The following is a 17,377-nucleotide window of genomic DNA, read 5'->3' on the forward strand; positions in this document are numbered from 1 at the left end:
CGCCGGACTGGCACATGGCGAACGGCCGGGACAGATGTTCACGGCCGCCGTCGCCCTGGCCGTGGGGGCCATCCCCGAGGGACTTCCCGCCGCAGTGACGGTCACGCTTGCCATCGGCGTGCGGCGCCTGGCCCGGCGCCGTGCCGGGGGGCGCCGGCCGCCCGCCCCGCCGCCTCGCTTTTCCGTCACCTGGGGCGCCGGGCCGGCCTCGCTGGAACGGACGACGACGGCGGCGGGCGCGTGCCGCCGTCGTACGTTCTGCGGGGGCTGGCTTCCTAGGGGGAAGCGCCCGTCCGGACGCACAGCTACGGCACAGCAGCAACCGGCCCAGGGCATAGCCCCGTGAGGTTTCCTTGCATCATGACCACTTCACGCACACCCCGCCAGCCCGACCTTGACCAGCCGCACCCCGACCACGACCGGGGGCTGGAGTTCGACCTGAACACCCTGGTGAGCCGCAGGTCCCTGGGACTGTTCCTCGGCGCGGGCGGTGCGGTGGCCGCGCTCGCCGCCTGCACGCCCGCCGGAACCACGGGCTCCACCGCGACGGCAACAACCACGGCGACGGCCGCCACGTCCTCAGCGTCTGCCACGGACGCCGCCACCGCCACCCCGACCCTGACCAGGGCCATCGCCGAGTGCGGCGTGGAAACGCCGCAGGAAACCGCCGGCCCCTATCCGGGTGACGGCTCCAACGGGCCGAACGTCCTGGAAGCCTCCGGGGTGGTGCGGAAGGACATCACGTCGAGCTTCGGGACTGCCTCCGGGAAAGCCGAGGGCGTACCGCTGACCTTCACCCTGACCCTCCTGGACAACGCCAACGGCTGCACCCCGATGGCCGGCGCCGCGGTGTACGCCTGGCACTGCGACCGGGACGGAAAGTACTCGATGTACGACTCGAGCCTGAAGAACGAGAACTACCTGCGCGGCGTTCAGGAAGCCGACGCCAACGGGCAGGTCACGTTCACGTCGATCTTCCCGGCCGCCTACTCCGGGCGCTGGCCGCACATCCACTTCGAGGTGTTCGAGTCCATGAACAATGCAACCGCCGCAGGGCAAGTATTGGCCGTCTCCCAGATCGCGCTGCCGCAGGCGGCCTGCGACGACGTGTACGCCACCCCCGGGTACGAGCGCAGCGTCACGAACATGACCCGGACAACGCTCAAGTCGGACAACGTGTTCGGGAACGATGGCGGCATCTACCAGCTGGCAACGATGACCGGGTCCGCCGCTGCCGGCTACACGGCGGGACTCAACGTGACCATCTAGGACGAAATGATCAACACCCTCCCGGCTCTGGCGGTGCATAGCCGGGCGAACTATGCTCTCACGCATCACCCCCCGCACGTTGTGAAGGGAACAATGATGAAACTGAGCCACATTCCCCTCCGCCTGGCCACCGGAGCCTTCATATTGAACGCCGGCTACAGCAAGCGGAACCTGGACAAGGACAGCGCAGCCCGTATGCAGGGCATGGGAGCCAAGGTGTACCCGCAGGTGGCCCGGATGGAGCCGGAAACGTTTGGAAAGCTGCTCAGCTACGCCGAGATGACCTTGGGCGCGGCGCTCCTGGCACCGTTCGTGCCGAGCCGGCTGGCGGGGCTGGGCCTTGGCCTCTTCTCCGGATCGCTTCTGACCATGTACCGAAGAATTCCGGAGATGACCCTGGAGGACGGGATCCGGCCCAGCCAGCAAGGCACAGTATTGGCCAAGGACGTCTGGATGTTCGGGATCGCCCTCGCGCTGATCCTGGACCGGAACCGTACTAAGGGCTCCTCCGTGAGTCGGGCGGCCTGATTCATTGTGCAGATGACGGGGCGGGGAGCTCCTGCCGCTGGGTGACGCGCTGGATGAACTCGACCGTCTCGCGTTCGGTTTCGGCGCGGGTGGTGGGTTCGTTGTGGACCTCGTGCCGGACGCCGGGGAAGACGCGGGTGCGGACGTCCGCGTGGCCCGAATCCGCCAGGCGGTTGGCCACGTGGTAGGCGCCTTCGCCGTAGTTGGTCACCGGATCCTGGTCGCCGGCGAGGATGAGGACAGGAAGTTCGGCGGGGAGCTGTTTGTACCAGTCGTCATTGGTGACCTGGTCGTAGAGGTCCACGAAGCCCTGCAGGAAGCGGGCGCTGAGCGGTGCGCCGAAGTTGTTGAAGGGGTCCCGGCCGTGATCGGCCACCACGTCCGCATCCAGCGCCACCCAGGCCGTGGGGCCTGCGCCTTCGCCGAAGCGGCCCAGGAAGCCGTCGAACAGCTGGGCCACCAGTTCCTGGGGAGCGGGCTCGGCACCGCGCTCGCCGGAAGCAAGCCTCTCCAGTTCGGGCCGGTCGATCATTTTCTCGATGCCGCGCATCTGGGCGGCGATGCCACAGAGAATCAGGCCGGACAGCTGGGTGCGCGGGTCCACGGCCATGCCGCGGGCGATCATGGAGCCCCAGCTGTGGCCGAACACCACGTAGGGAAGCGGGGGGAGAACCTCTTTGGCCTTGGCCTGGAGGGTGACCTCGTCCGCCACCACCACGCTGGCGGCGTCCTCGCCCGCGTCGCCCCAGGTGCCCTGCTGCATCGCGGTGCGCCCGTGGCCGGAGTGGTCGCCCGCCACCACGATGAAGCCCGCGTCCACCAGGGTGGAGATGAGGTGGAGGTAGCGGCGGGAGTGCTCGCCGAGCCCGTGGATCAGCTGCACGATCGCCTTGGGCTGCCCGATGGGTTCGTAGACCCAGGCCTGGATGGTGTCGCGGCCGTTGGCGGATGTGAACTCGATTTCCTGCAGTGACATGTGATCCTCCTGTGCCTGCGCCGTCGCTGGCTCGTGGTGAGCCTAACGCTTTGGTGGACGGCGCCGTCAAGGTTTTGCCACGGGTTGGGACCGGCGGGACATGTTGGTTCATGCTCTGTGTGAGCGCCTAGTCTGAACACCAGCCACGTCCCCGGATCCTGGAGAAAGCCATGCCGCTGCCCGACCGTCCCTTGCGCAAGCTTGGCTTCCTCACCATTGGCCTGTTTGATCCTCTAGATCCAGCCGCCGGGCACGAGTCCACGCTGCAGATCATTGAACTGGGCGAGCGGCTGGGGTTCGACAGTGCCTGGCTGCGCCACCGGCACCTGCAGTTCGGCATCTCTTCCCCTGTGGCGGTGATGGCGGCGGCGAGCCAGCGGACCTCCCGGATCGAGCTGGGAACTGCCGTGACGCCGCTGGGCTGGGAGAACCCGCTTCGCCTGGCTGAGGACCTGGCCACCGTTGATCTGCTCGCTGGCGGCCGCATCAATCCCGGCGTGAGTGTGGGGGAGCCGATGCAGTACGACACAGTGAGGCACGAGCTCTACCCCGATACGGCGGACATGGAGGACTTCAGCTACGCCCGGGTGGAGCGGTTTGCGCGGCTGGTGGCGGGGGAGCCGGTGCGGGAGTTCTCGGGCAAACAGGGGGTGGTGGAGGAGTTCTCCAACCGCGTAGAGCCGCACTCGCCCGGGCTGCGGGAGCGGCTTTGGTACGGGGCCGGCAGTACGAAGTCAGCGGTGTGGGCCGGTTCTAACGGCTTCAACCTGCTTTCCAGCAGCGTGATCTTCCCGGATAAGGACCAGGAACCGGACTTTGCCTTGGTCCAGCAGTCGCAGATCTGGGCGTTCCGCGAAGCGGCTGCGGCCGCGGGGCATGCCGGGGCGCGGGTGTCGCAGGGGCTGGTGGTGATCCCGACTGATTCAGCGTCGGCGGCCCAGCGGGAGAAGTACCAGCGGTATGTGGACGAGCGCACACCGCGTACTGCTGCTCCGCAGGGGCCGCGGGGCATGATGTTCGCTCAAGACCTGATTGGCACCAGCGAGGAGATAGCCGAGCTTTTGTACGCGCACGCCGGCTTCCAGGAAGTCGACGAGGTGGCATTCGCCCTGCCCTTCAGCTTCGACTACGAGGACTACGTGCAGATCCTGACGGATATTGCTGGAAAGGTGGGCCCGGTCTTGGGGTGGGCGCCTGGGGAAATTGAGCAGCCGACGCCGTAGAACCCTCACGAAACGTACCTGCAGGAACGGGGGGGAGCTGAAAGGGTAGATCGAGAAGACCTACAGCGGGCACGCACTGGTGAAGGTGCTCGCATTGGCAACGGGACGGGGGAACGGTTTCAGAAGCGGATTGTGCGACTGTGGGCCGCCACGGTTGGGGCATATATGTGGGCTGATGATGCCGGCGAAGTCGTTTACAGGCACCCAGAGTACATGGGAGTCTCAGCGAGGCGTGGCCATCAGGTGGCACCAGGCCGATGCACAGGCCTTCATGCATTTCTCGTGCCAATGCGCTCAGCGCCCTGGGTGCATACTGTGAGTGCTACAAGATAGGATCACCCCCACGGATCTAATTTCCTATTGGGGGCATCGATGCAGAAACCACTTAGTCGTACCGATCTCGCGAGTAAGTACCAGGACCCTTCATGGCTCGAACGACTAGTTCGCCTGTTTGAGATTGTGGCGTTGTTGAGAAACTGCATCATCGAAAAGAACTATAAAATATCGGATGATCTCAACGCTGCCGTGATACTAAGTGATGCGGGAAAAAAGGTCCGCGACCAGATGGTGACAAAAGAGAGCGTTCCTGCGAAGGAAGCAAATCTCTTAACGCTGCTCGCAACGGTCCACATCGAACCGTTAGTTGACGTCGACCGCATAGACCTCGAAAAGCTTACTGAAGCCATCTCCAAGGAAGTGGCCAGTGGCGCCCTCAAGTTTCCGTTAATTTTTGGCCGCCGCTTATACGATAAAGCCGCTGAGATGTTTGCAGAAGAACGCAGGTATCTCAGGCATGAAGACACGATTAAACTGTTGCGCGATGAACCGCAGGGCGTTTTTCAATCAGGCCACTATATAGTGGGTCCTTACGGTTTGATTAACTCACCTCACGAACGCCCGCTAACGCCAACCACGCTGATTCCATTACAGCATTGTTCAGATCACTCTTGTCGCGCCCTTCATAGCGTTCAACTCACTACAAGCATTGATGCTCCAATCAACCGGCACCGCCCGGCGCTCAATAAGGTACTCGACGAAATATCTGAGGATGCATCTGAATGGAGTGGGTTTCTATCCGATGTCCACGAACAGACAGGCACGTATTTTGACGAAGGGGCGATGCCGCCAGTAATACATGTACTCGGGGACTGTTTGGATGACGACGAGCTCAGGAAGCTTTTTGCAGCGGCGCTCGATGCAACCGGCGGAAGGCTCCGTAAACAATCAGGCGTCTATGGGCTCCGTGGACATGCTGACAGTATCGCTTCTTCCTTGAACAGGGCTCAGATGCTACAGCTCCTTCTTACGGAGGAAGATACATGTGTTGTTGACCTGCTCGATGCGAGCATCCGGGAGGAAGTCATTAAGATTCCCCAGGGCGAGGTTCGACGTCCTCGCGTTTCTGGTCGCGTTTCGTTCGGCATGTGGGGTTATTCAGGCCAGGTGGGACCAAACGGGTTTAGAGCAGTCGGAGACGTTCCTGGGCTGCCTCTTCTCCGTTTGGCGCAGCTATGCCGTCAATTGTTCGATACTCAACGTGCGGAGGAAATGGACGCCTTGGCTTGGGCCTTGAGGAGCGTTGAGGGTGCTACGCCAACTGATCGGCTCGAAGAATTTTTGCGAACCGAGCCGCCGCGTGAGATTATCCGTACCTTGGTTCTAACTCGCCGCGAAAATGTAGAATCTTTTTGCTCCGAGCTCCGTATTCCACGCAATTTGCCTGATGAGCAGATGGTGGACACGATAATGTGGAAGCTGGGTTTTAATCCGCCGGTCGTTCCTGACAAGCGAGATGATTACTGGGCCGAGCATGCCGCCCTCGAGCGTGTTTCGACCACTGCGGCTGTAAACCTGAGCCTAAATCCAAGTGTCATACGATCTACCGCCGCAAACTATTTTGTTGAGCTGGAGCACTATCTCAGCGATTCCCTTATGTTTACGACTTGGGGGCTACTCAATGATCATTATTCGGATAAGCAACAATTTGTGTTCAGGGAAAGTGTTATAACAGATTTTGCCCGCCGCATACTCGCTGATGCTGCTAAGAATCGTGACCCGGAAGTCCAGGCCTTTACCGAAAAGCCCACTCTCTCCGATCTAGTTCAGGGTTTTGCTGATCTCGCTATATACCTTGAGGATGTCAGAAAGGTCGAGCGTCAGTACATGAGGGATGCGAGCAGCTACCCAAAGTTTTGGCAGCACACTAGCCTTCAAGGGTTCCCATTTGTTCATATTTATCCCTATCTCGATCTAACTCCGGAGTCACAGGTCAAAATCGCGGAGACATTGGGAGACGTTTCGGCGACCCTCAGCGGATCCGGAATCATGGCCGTCCGCAACATGCTCATGCATGCAAATCGGGAGCAGCCTAAGCCCCAGCAACTCATCAGTTCACTTGAGACTGCAAGGCAAGCTTTGGAGAAATTGGAGGGCATCGGATGTGTGAGGAGCACTTACTCTGTGTCCAGCTATGAAAAGGATTCTTGGAGCCGCGGGACCATCAGTCTCCGATCCTCTAGCGGTCGCGAAATCGCCTTCACATCTCCCTCGTTCTATCAATGGGTCGGTCTGCCGGGGCTGCTCCAGGACCAGTATTTGGTGCATGGAGCCGTCTTCGCTGCCCCGAACGCCATGCTTCGTTTCAGGCGAGGGTTCGATTCACGTTACGAAGATTACTGGTTGAACTACCCCAAGAGACGCGAGCGCGGCAACAGTGCCCTTTCCGGCTCGGCCGAAGGTCTCTCTACACCCATACAGACAGGGTCTTTTGTTGGGTCAAGAGCTGACTAGCTTCTTTACTGCCTCTTCCCACAGATGCAGCCAGACCATTCACCTCGCTGCTGGTTGAAGGGCGCGATTGCTGATCAAGGAACTCGTGCAACCCAGCAGAACTTAGTTCCGGTCTGTGACGGTGTCACCCAGGAGCCCTGAATTCCACCTGTCCTGGGTCTGACTTTCTTGGAATCTTTCCGAACCATGGGTACGACGACATGGATATCAATCCGCTAGCGAAAGGAATAACCTCCAGCGACTCCAATCCCCCGCCGTAGCATCCGGACACACAGCGCAACGCAGGCGCCCCCGCCCGTAACCTGTTTAAATGCCTCGTTTCGCATTGGACATCGAGTCCGTCCCCCGCCCCGCCCGTTCGCAGGAACTCCTGGACGCCGTGAACCACCGGGTGGTCATCGCTGACGGCGCCATGGGCACCATGCTGCAGGGCCGGGACCTCCAGCTGGACACGGACTTCCAGAACCTTGAGGGCTGCAACGAGATCCTCAACGACACCCGGCCGGACGTCATCGCGGACATCCACGACGCCTACTTCGCCACCGGCATCGACGCCGTGGAGACCAACACGTTCGGCGCCAACTGGTCCAACCTCTCCGACTACGGGATCGATGACCGGATCGAAGAACTCGCCCTCAAAGGCGCGAGGATTGCCCGCGAACGCGCCGAAGCTGCTGAAGAAACAGACGGCCGCATGCGCTGGGTCCTCGGCTCCATGGGCCCCGGCACCAAGCTCCCCAGTCTGGGCCACACCAGCTACGACTGGCTCAAGCAGACCTTTGCCCTGCAGGCCGAGGGCCTCATCGACGGCGGCGCGGACGCGTTCCTCATCGAAACCAGCCAAGACCTCCTGCAAACCAAGGCCGCGGTCAACGGCTGCAAGCAGGCCATCGTCTCCAAAGGCATCCGGCTCCCCATCTTCGTGGAGGTGACGGTCGAGACCACCGGCACCATGCTCATGGGCTCCGAAATCGGCGCCGCGCTCACCGCCCTGGAACCGCTCGGCGTCGACGCCATCGGCCTGAATTGCGCCACCGGCCCGGACGAGATGAGCGAACACCTCCGCCACCTCTCCAAGCAGTCCTCCGTCGCCATCGCCTGCATGCCCAACGCCGGCCTGCCCGTCCTCGGCGCCAACGGCGCGCACTACCCGCTCTCACCCGCCGAACTCGCCACCGCGCACGAACAATTCGTGCGCGAATTCGGCCTGGGCCTGGTGGGCGGCTGCTGCGGTACGACGCCGGAACACATGGCCGCCGTCGTCGAACGTCTTGCCCCCTTCCGCGCCAAAGCCGTGGCCACCGAGGATAAAACAGCGCCGGCACGCATCCCCGAAGAGCGCGAGGCCGGCGTCGCCTCCCTCTACCAGCACGTGAACTTCGACCAGGAGTCCGCCTACCTGGCCATCGGTGAGCGCACCAACGCCAACGGCTCCAAGGCCTTCCGCCAGGCCATGCTCGAAGAACGCTGGGACGACTGCGTGGACATCGCCCGCGAACAGATCCGCGTCGGCGCCCACCTGCTGGACGTCTGCGTGGACTACGTGGGCCGCGACGGCGTCGCGGACGTCAAGGAAATCGTCTCCCGCTTCGCCTCCGCCTCCACCCTCCCGCTGGTCATCGACTCCACCGAATCGCCCGTGCTGCGCGCCGGCCTGGAACTCATCGGCGGCCGCCCCGTGGTCAACTCGGTCAACTACGAGGACGGCGACGGCCCCAACAGCCGCTTCGCCCGCATCATGCCGCTGGTCAAGGAACACGGCACCGCCGTCATCGCCCTGACCATCAACGAAGAAGGCCAGGCCCGCACCACCGAGGGCAAGGTGGCCATCGCCTCCCGCCTCGTCGACTCCCTGGTGGGCGAATGGGGCATGCGCGTCGAGGACATCATCGTCGACTGCCTCACCTTCCCCGTCGCCACCGGCCAGGAGGAAACCCGCCGCGACGGCATCGAAACCATCGAAGCCATCCGCCAGATCACCGCCAAGTACCCGGGCATCAACACCACCCTGGGCGTCTCCAACGTCTCCTTCGGCCTCAACCCGGCCGCGCGCATCGTCCTGAACTCCGTCTTCCTGCACGAAGCCGTCCAAGCCGGCCTGACCAGCGGCATCATCGACGCCGCCAAGATCGTTCCGCTCGCCTCCCTCCCGGAGGAACAGCGCAAGGTGGCCCTGGACCTGGTCTGGGACCGCCGCGAATACGACGCCGACGGCAACACCACCTACGACCCCCTGGCCCGCATGCTCGACATGTTCGCCGGCGTCGACACCGCAGCACTCAAGGACCAGCGCGCCGCCGAACTCGCCGCGCTGCCCACCGGCGCCCGCCTGGAACGGCGCATCATCGACGGCGAAGGCAAGGGCCTCGAAGCGGACCTGGACCTGGCCCGCAGCGAAGGCATGACCCCGCTCGGCATCATCAACGACCACCTGCTCGAAGGCATGAAGGTGGTGGGCGAACGCTTCGGCGCCGGCGAAATGCAGCTGCCGTTCGTGCTCCAGTCCGCCGAGGTCATGAAGAACGCCGTGGCCCTGCTGGAACCGCACATGGAAAAGTCGGACTCCTCCGGCAAGGGCACCATGGTCATCGCCACCGTCCGCGGCGACGTGCACGACATCGGCAAGAACCTGGTGGACATCATCCTCACCAACAACGGCTACAAGGTCATCAACATCGGCATCAAGCAGGGCATCGCCGAGATCATCGCCGCAGCGGAGGAACACAACGCCGACGTGATCGGCATGTCCGGGCTCCTGGTGAAGTCCACCGTGGTGATGAAGGAAAACCTCGCCGAGCTGCAGTCCCGCGGCCTGGCCAAGAAGTGGCCGGTCATCCTGGGCGGCGCCGCCCTTACCCGCGCCTACGTGGAGCAGGATCTGGCCGAGCAGTTCGACGGCGTGGTCCGCTACGCCAAGGACGCCTTCGAGGGACTCTCCCTCATGGAACCGCTGGTGCGCGTTGCCCGCGGCGAATCACCGGACGACGTCGGCCTGCCGCCGTTGAAGAAGCGCATCCACAAGGGCGGGGCGAAGTTCACCATCACCGAGCCCGAAGCCATGCCCGGCCGGTCCGACGTCGCCACCGACAACCCCGTGCCCGTGCCGCCGTTCTGGGGCACCCGCATCGTGCGCGGCGTCTCCCTGCACGACTACTCCGCGTTCCTCGATGAGCGCGCCACCTTCATGGGCCAGTGGGGCCTCAAGCCCGGCCGCGGCGAGGACGGCGCCTCCTACGAGGAACTCGTGGAACGCGAAGGCCGCCCGCGCCTGCGCTACTGGCTGGACCGCATCCTCGGCGAAGGCATGCTGGACGCTTCTGTCGCCTACGGCTACTTCCCCGTGGTCTCCGAGGGCGAACAGGTAGTGGTCCTCCACCACGGCGAAGATCACGACGGCGTCCTGGGCCAAGCGGGTCTGCTCGCCCCCGACGGTGGTTCAGGCGGCCCGATCGGCACCGACCGCCTGCGCTTCGATTTCCCGCGCCAGCGCCGTGACCGGCACCTGTGCCTGGCCGACTTCGTGAAGTCCCGGGAGTCCGGCCAGATCGACGTGCTGCCCGTGCAGTTGGTCACCGCCGGCTCCAGGATCGAAGAGTTCACTTCCAAGATGTTCGCGGCCAACCAGTACCGCGACTACTACGAGCTCAACGGCCTGGTCATGCAGCTCACCGAGGCCCTCGCCGAGTTCTGGCACGCCCGCATCCGCAAGGAGCTCGGCTTCGCCGCCGAGGAGCCCAAGGACACGGCGGGGTACTTCAAGCTGGACTACCGCGGCGCCCGCTTCTCGCTGGGCTACCCCGCCTGCCCGGACATGGAGGACCGCCGCAAGGTCACCGAGCTGCTGAAGCCCGAGCGCATGGGCGTCGTCCTGAGCGACGAGCTGATGCTGCACCCCGAGCAGTCCACCGACGCGTTCGTGTTCCACCACCCGGAGGCGAAGTACTTCAAGGTGTGAGCTAGCGCCGCTTGAGCGTGGAACGGCTAGGCTCTCATGAGGGGAATCGTCACTAGGGTTTGCCCGGTATCGGGCGCATTTCCTCTGTCGTAGGCTTGAGCCTGAAGGGACTGCTTTTGTCGCATTTACTGGGCCAAGCCTCGTTTAGGTCTCGCCCGCGCGACGCTGGCTGCCCCTCCAAGCTCATGGCTGACACAAAGAGAAATGAAGCGGAGGACGGCGGGAAATTTCCGCCGTCCTCCGATTCTAGGTATGCCACGGCCTCTGCATGCATCGTGGAAACAAACGGTCCTGACGGGCCGTTGGTTGGTTCTATCAAGTGGGTGTCCGCGAACTGGAGTAGTTGAATCGAAGCGCCGGTCGGATGCCGACTGTACCGGAACAACTACCGTCTGACCGCCTGGTTGGTGATCGGAAAATCTATTGGAGAGTCCATCCGGCTCCCAAGCCCTTGTAATAGGCAGATATCACTGCTACGAGAATAGACGTCATCGCGGCGAAGACAATCAGTGGGCCAGGAACCTTGGGATATTTCGCAAGACTTTTGGGAAGAGCCAAAGCGGTTACACCGATAAGGCTCACGAGGATTATCGAGACTGTGTTGAGCCATTCAGTCCAAGCGAGAGATCTCAATGCGTATGCGAGCAGAAGGGCGGAGGGAAGGATCAATCCTATGAGTCCTGCGCCTATAAAATGCCCGTCGTCGCCGTTGGCCTTGGTATTCAAATAGCGCCAAAGCTGCCGCCAATACCCATGTTCTGAACTTTGAGGGTCTCCTGCTGATGAATTCGCGTTCGTTTCTAATGCCAAAGTTCCCCCAAGAATTTTGATCGACCACGGTAGTCGACTCTAGGCCAATTCTAGTCACGTGTTCAGCGTTTGCTGTCAAGGCGATAGCTACGCATCCAGCTAAGCTTTTCATCCCATGATCTCAGGCGCATGATTAGGTCCATGCTGACGCATTTCTGTCAATCAAAGGGACGCTACTTGCACTGTGTTGTGAGGTAAACAAAGAACCTATTTTGCGGCCGCCCGAGCGAAGCCTGCAGATGTACAGGGATCATCGTTATTTCTACGCGGGTAAGCGGGCCCGCCGGAACATGGTCCGCGATAGGAAGTCGATGTTCAGCCTAGCCACCAAGCGAGGAGCATACAGCGAGCGCTCCTCGAACCGTACCCAGGTCGAGGAGCGCTCGACACTCGACGAGCAGTTGCGTGGATAGGCTGCTGTCCGCGAACTGCTGGTTGCCTAATATTTGCTATTAGCCACAGCCCTTGCCACGAGTTGGTGCTAGGTCGGCTGCTTCCGAGGACCAGTGCTGAAAAACGGCAGCGGATTAGGCACCCAAGAGTTTGCCAATGAACTGAGTCGTGGAACCGGAGTTGCCAATAGCAGCCCGGCAGAAAGGGAAACCTAACTGGTCCGGGCCGATGGTGTATTGAGCCAACCTGTTCTTGGCAGAGACCTCAACGGCTGTGCTGGAGCCACTCCGGAGTGCGCGTGAATTCAGTGCGGGCGGCGTGGGCTGGCGAGGCCTTCCCGCTCTTACCCGACACGGGCTTTACCCGCCGCAGCGAAACAAGGACCGCCCGGCCCACCACGGCGATGCCGATCACCGTGGTGACGGCACGCAGGGTGTCCCAGCCCGCCGTCGACGTCAACAGCGAATACAGCAGGAAGCTGCTGAGGTTGGTGCCCAGCGGCGCGCCCGGAACGTACGAAATCCCAGTGCCGCCGCCCACCGCGAAGGGCCAGAACCACAGGTTCAGCAGCAGCCCGAACACGTACGACGACACCACGCCGTAAGCCGCCAGCATCCACAGCTCGGCCCTTCCCCGCACCCGGCGGGGAAGCAGCCCAGCCCCGGCGCCCACCCACGCGCAGGCGAAGACCTGGAACGGCGTCCACGGCCCGATGCCGCCCCACAAGGCACTGGACACGGCAATCGTCGCCGCACCGAGCAGGAGCCCGAACCGGGCACCGAACGCGCGGCCCGCAAGGATCAGCAGGATAAACACCGCCTCCACGCCCCCGACGCCGGTGCTCGCCACCCGCACGGCGGAACCGACGGCAGCCAGCACTCCCAGCAGCGCCACCGTGTGTGCCGAGCGGACGGAACCGTCCAGGGAAAGCACGACGGCGACCGCTGCCACGGGTGCGATGGCCAAGGCAATGTAGGGGGTTGCCGCCGCAGCATCCTGCGGGAGGGCCGCGGCAAGCAGGGGCCAGCAGAACGCCGCCAGGGCAGCCAGGTTGGCGAGAGCCAGGACAGCAAGCTCGGCGCCCCGCGGCATCCGGACCCGGTGGGGCTTCCTGGCATCCGGTACGTCTGCGGGTTCAGCGGTGGACGCCCCCGGCTGCGCGCCGGCAAGAGCGGGCACGGATGTTTGGACGCGGGGTGCGGGGACGTACGGTTCCGGGGCAGGGACAGCTTCCAAGGATGGTGCCACGCCGTTCCGCATTGGTAGGATCCGGGCGCCCAGGCCGTGGCCGAAGTCGAGGTCGTGCGTGGCGATCAGGACCGCGGCCCCATCCTCTGCCGCGGTACGCAGGGCCGCCGTCACTGCAGTTCGGGCGGCGGGATCGAGTCCGCGCGTGGGTTCGTCGATGAGCAGTACATCCGGGTCATCCATGGTCTGCAGGGCGATGGCCAGGATCCTGCGCTCGCCGGCGGAGAGGTCCCGCGGATGCCCGTTCCCGATGGGAATATGGACGCCTCCCCGCAGCCGGGCAAGGCGGGCCGCCGCGGTCCCGGCAGCAACCGCCGTGCCGTTCTTCAGGCGTGCCAACCGCCGCCCCGCCGACCGCAGTTCGCCCGCGACCGTATCCCTGGTGAACAGGTCGTCCGATGCGTCCGGCACCAGGGCGACCCTGCCGCCGTCGGACGTTGTCCCCGTACCCTCACCCAGGGCCAGCGCCACCAGCAGGGACGACTTCCCGGCCCCGTTCGGCCCCACCAGCGCCACGATCTCGCCGCGGTGCAGGGCCAGGGAGGCGTCCCGGACCAGCGGCGTGCCCTTCCGGTTCACCTCGAGGTGGGCAGCCGTCAGCACGGGGTCGCGGCCGTGATCCGGACCGGCCGCCGGCAAGACATCGGCGGGAATGGAGGGGGAGGGAGCGGTGCCCGGCACCAGCGCACCGCCCTCGATGGTCCACCAAGAGTCAGCCGCCGGCACCAGGGCCGCGGCCCGGTGCTCGGCAACGATGACGCACACGCCTTCGCGGGCCAGGGCGTCGAGGACGGCGATGACGCGGCTGCGTGCCGTGGCGTCGAGGTCGGCCAGGGGCTCGTCCACCAGCAGCAGCCGGGGCTGGTCCACGACGGCCGCGGCGATGGCCACGAGCGTTGCCTCGCCTGCCGAGAGGGTGCTGATGTCCCGGTCCAGCAGCGCGGAGACTCCAATCCGGTCCGCCACCTCCAGCACCCGGGCCTTCGCGGCGGCGGAGGGCATACCGCGGAGTTCGAGGGCCAGGGCAATGTCGTCCCGGACGCGGGTGGTGGCGAAGGCGGCGCGCGGATTCTGCAGGACGACGCCCACCAACCCCGCGGTATCACGCGGGGGAGTGCTGGCACGGTCCGTCCCGGCTATCTGCACCGTGCCGGACAGCGCGCCACCGTCCACGTGCGAAAGGAGGCCCGCGAGGCCCCGCAGGATGGTGGACTTGCCGGAGCCCGTGGGTCCGGTGATCACCGCGACGGACCCGGCCGGCGGTGCAAACGAATCAACCTTGATGCGCGTGTCAGCGATGCGGAACTGTGCGTCGCGCACCAGAAGCGGGCCGCCGTCGTCGTGATGTTCTTGGCGGGATGCCCGGCTGCCGAAGCCGCGCAGCTCCAGGGCCGCGGCAATGCGGCCGGCATGCTCCAGGGTGCGTTCGAGGACGGGCACCAGGGCGCGGGGGCCGAAGCGTTCGCCGCGGAGCCGGAAGGTGAGGCGCACCGAGGCCACGGCGTCGGCCAGCGCCGGGAGGGCCGCCCAAGCCACCACCAGCATGCGGGCCACGCCCTGCAGGGGGCCGCCGCGGGCCAGGCGGACGAAGCCACGGGACACATCCACCCAGGCGTTGAGCAGGCCGAAGCCGAGGATCGTTGCGGCGATGGGCAGCGCTGACAGCACCGCCGTCCAGAGCCCCGGGGACGTGATCGGGCCCAGGAACACCACGTGGGCGTACGGGGCGGGGAGCCTCAGCGGCGGAAGGTCCAGCAGGACCGGAGTACCGGTGGCCGCCCCGTTGAAAAGGACCCGATAGACGACCCGCGCCGCGATGAACACAGCAGCGAGAACCGCCGCTGCGCGCAACGGCGCGGGCCGGAAGGTCATGACGCGGGGGCTGCCGGTTCGTTGTCCACCGTGTAGAGCAGTTCAAGGCTCTCGCCGGGGTTGAGCTTCAGGCTGTCCAGGCCTTCCTGCGCGTAAGCCCACGCGCCGGCGGCGGGCTTCACCCAGAGCGCCCAATACGAGACAGTGTTTTTGTCATCGCACGCTTCACGGGTGGTGCCACCCTTGTGCTTGATGTCGAAGTCCGCGGCGGGCACTCCGTTGACGCGGCACGCGAAGCTCGTGGGGTACTTGGCGGTGCCCTCGGTCTTGATCTTGGCCTGTTCGAGGACCTTGGCGGCCACGGTGGGGCCATCCACGGACACGCAGGCGGAGGTGTCGGCGGCGGACTGCTTCAGGGCGCCCGAATCGACGATGACCTTCACGCCGGCGCAGGGGCCGGCGGAGGTTGAAGCGGCGCTGGCGCTCGACGAAGCCGCTGCAGATGAGGCGGGGGCCGAGGAGCTTGGCTGGGTGGAGGCCGGCGTGGAACAGGCGGCGAGGGTAAGCAGGAGGCCTGCGGCGGCGAGGGAGCCCGCGGACGCGATGCGGAGTTTAGTCAATGTCACCTGTCAAGGGTAGGGCGTTGGCGCTCCGGAGCGGATGGCCGTTCCGTTGTGTGACGCGGGCCCTCGCAAACCGCTGGCCCGACCAACGCAAAAGGGCCGACGGCGGCACTCACGTGAGTGCCGCCGTCGGCCCCTTCTGCTGTGGTGTTGCTAGCCCTCGGTTGCCATCGCCGCGTTGGCCGGCACCGCGTCCTCCGCGGGATCGAACCTGGGGTCGTTGGACGACGGGTGGGCGGCGACTGCCGCGGCGTGTTCGGCCAGCACCCCGGTCTGATGGCGGATCTTCAGGCGGTAGAGCATGGCCCCGCCAATCACCACGGCGGCCACGAAGAAGACGCCGCCCCACTGCAGGTACCACTCGAACGGCGGCACCGAGTTGTAGATTTCCGGGCGGGGCCAGACCAGGTTCACCGTCATCGCGGCGCCCCACAGGACGGCGAGGATGTTCACGGGGAGCCCCCACTTGCCCATGGTGAACCCGGGCTCGGATCCGTCTGCGATGAGCGGCCACTTCTTCTGAAACCGCTTGCGGAGCAGGGGGACCGTGACCAGGAGGTAGGACAGGTAGATCAGCACGATGCTGATGCTGGACAGGATGGTGAAGATGGCCGGCTGCATCACGTTGACCAGCAGCGGGATGACGGCGATGACGCCGATGACGATGGCCGCCACCGTCGGGGTCCGGCGGACCGGATCCACTTTGCTGAGCTGCCGGCTGAAGGGCAGGTTGTTGTCGCGGGCCATGGCGAACATCATGCGGATGGCGGCGGCGTGGACGGCCAGGGTGCAGACCACCACAGCCACCACGATGCAGGCCAGGAAGGCCTTGCCGAACGGGCCGCCCAGGACGGAGAGGACGATGTGCTGCAGGCCGCCGTCGGGGGAGCCGATCTGCGGGTCACTGAGGTCCGGTGCGGCCAGGATGCCGAACAGCAGGATTCCCCCGCCCAGCAGGAAGGACGCTGTGACGGCGCGCAGGATGGCCTTGGGAGCGGTCTTCTTGGGGTCTTTGGTTTCCTCACCCAGCGAGCTGGCGGTGTCGAAGCCGTACATGACGTACCCGGAGGCCATGGCACCGATCAGGAAGACGCCGAAGAAGCCCAGGTCCTTGCCTTCCCCGAAACCGGCCGTATCAAAGAAGACCTCCGGGCCGCGGACCACATGCCAGGCCAGTGCCAGGATCAGCAGGACGGCGGCGATGAGCTCCACGAAGACGCCGACGCTGTTGATCCGGGTCATCAGCTTCACGCCGAACGCGTTGATGAGCGTGGAGATGGTGATCATGATGGTGGCCAGCACCACGCCGTTCATGGCGAAGTCATAGGGGCCTGTGCCGTCACCGACGAACTGGAAGCCGGACCACAGCTGGGGGAGGGTGATCTGCAGGGCCAGTGCCACCGAGCCCAGCGCCATGATGGATGACAGCAGCAGCAGCCAGCCGGCCAGCCAGGACGAGGTCCCGGAGGACAGCCGCTTGGCCCAGTTGTAGACCGAGCCCGCAACGGGGTAGCGGCCGGCCAGCTCGGCGAAACAGAGGGCCACCATCAGCTGGCCAACGAACACGATGGGCCAGGACCAGGCGTACGCCGGGCCGGCCATGGAAAAGCCGAAGTAGAACAGTTGGAAGACACCGGTGAGGATGGAGATATAGCTGACACCGGCGGCGAAGCTCGCGAACTTGCCGATGCTCCGGTCGAGGGTCTGGGTGTAGCCAAATTCATCCATGCCACTTGAATCAATACTCTTG

10 protein-coding genes are annotated in these 17,377 nt (G+C 64.5%); 6 read left to right on the forward strand and 4 right to left on the reverse strand.

All coding sequences use genetic code 11. From position 1 onward, the window contains the following. From PUN51_RS08590 to PUN51_RS08600, 3 genes are all read left to right on the forward strand, one after another. Nucleotides 1-346, forward strand: a 346-nt coding sequence (locus tag PUN51_RS08590; protein ID WP_374114923.1) for a P-type ATPase, incomplete at its 5' end; no start/stop codon positions are given. 14 nt (nt 347-360) lie between these two features. Then, on the forward strand, nt 361-1,269 hold the full coding sequence (locus tag PUN51_RS08595) for an intradiol ring-cleavage dioxygenase (protein WP_275180522.1): 909 nt from the start codon (nt 361-363) through the stop codon (nt 1,267-1,269). 93 nt (nt 1,270-1,362) lie between these two features. Beyond that, nucleotides 1,363-1,797, forward strand: coding sequence for a hypothetical protein (locus PUN51_RS08600; RefSeq protein ID WP_308209020.1), 435 nt, complete (start codon nt 1,363-1,365; stop codon nt 1,795-1,797). A gap of 1 nt (nt 1,798) precedes the next feature. Here PUN51_RS08600 and PUN51_RS08605 read toward each other — a convergent pair whose 3' ends face one another. Beyond that, nucleotides 1,799-2,773, reverse strand: coding sequence for an alpha/beta fold hydrolase (locus PUN51_RS08605; RefSeq protein WP_275180524.1), 975 nt, complete (start codon nt 2,771-2,773; stop codon nt 1,799-1,801). Between the two features lie 170 nt (nt 2,774-2,943). On the opposite strand from PUN51_RS08605, the gene PUN51_RS08610 reads away from it, so the two are divergent. From PUN51_RS08610 to metH, 3 genes are all read left to right on the forward strand, one after another. Beyond that, entirely contained in the window at nt 2,944-3,996 is a 1,053-nt protein-coding gene (locus tag PUN51_RS08610; RefSeq protein WP_275180526.1) for an LLM class flavin-dependent oxidoreductase, read from the forward strand. A 372-nt stretch (nt 3,997-4,368) separates the two neighbouring features. After that, on the forward strand, nt 4,369-6,786 hold the full coding sequence (locus tag PUN51_RS08615) for a hypothetical protein (RefSeq protein ID WP_275180527.1): 2,418 nt from the start codon (nt 4,369-4,371) through the stop codon (nt 6,784-6,786). Nucleotides 6,787-7,096: 310 nt separating this feature from the next. Continuing rightward, complete coding sequence (gene metH, locus PUN51_RS08620) at nt 7,097-10,741, forward strand: methionine synthase (RefSeq protein WP_275180529.1); 3,645 nt, start codon at nt 7,097-7,099, stop codon at nt 10,739-10,741. Nucleotides 10,742-12,208: 1,467 nt separating this feature from the next. Here metH and PUN51_RS08625 read toward each other — a convergent pair. The 3 genes from PUN51_RS08625 to PUN51_RS08635 form a co-directional block, all read right to left on the reverse strand. Continuing rightward, nucleotides 12,209-15,064, reverse strand: coding sequence for an ATP-binding cassette domain-containing protein (locus tag PUN51_RS08625; RefSeq protein WP_275180530.1), 2,856 nt, complete (start codon nt 15,062-15,064; stop codon nt 12,209-12,211). Further along, nucleotides 15,061-15,630, reverse strand: a complete 570-nt coding sequence (locus tag PUN51_RS08630) for a hypothetical protein (protein WP_275180531.1) — start codon at nt 15,628-15,630, stop codon at nt 15,061-15,063. Before PUN51_RS08630 ends, PUN51_RS08625 begins: the two co-directional genes overlap by 4 nt. Nucleotides 15,631-15,780: 150 nt before the next feature. Continuing rightward, nucleotides 15,781-17,355: an APC family permease gene (locus PUN51_RS08635; protein WP_275180532.1), complete on the reverse strand. Its 1,575-nt coding sequence runs from the start codon at nt 17,353-17,355 to the stop codon at nt 15,781-15,783. Nucleotides 17,356-17,377 lie beyond the last annotated feature (22 nt).

This window comes from Arthrobacter sp. NQ4 (assembly GCF_029077345.1).
In the GTDB taxonomy this organism is placed as follows: domain Bacteria; phylum Actinomycetota; class Actinomycetes; order Actinomycetales; family Micrococcaceae; genus Arthrobacter.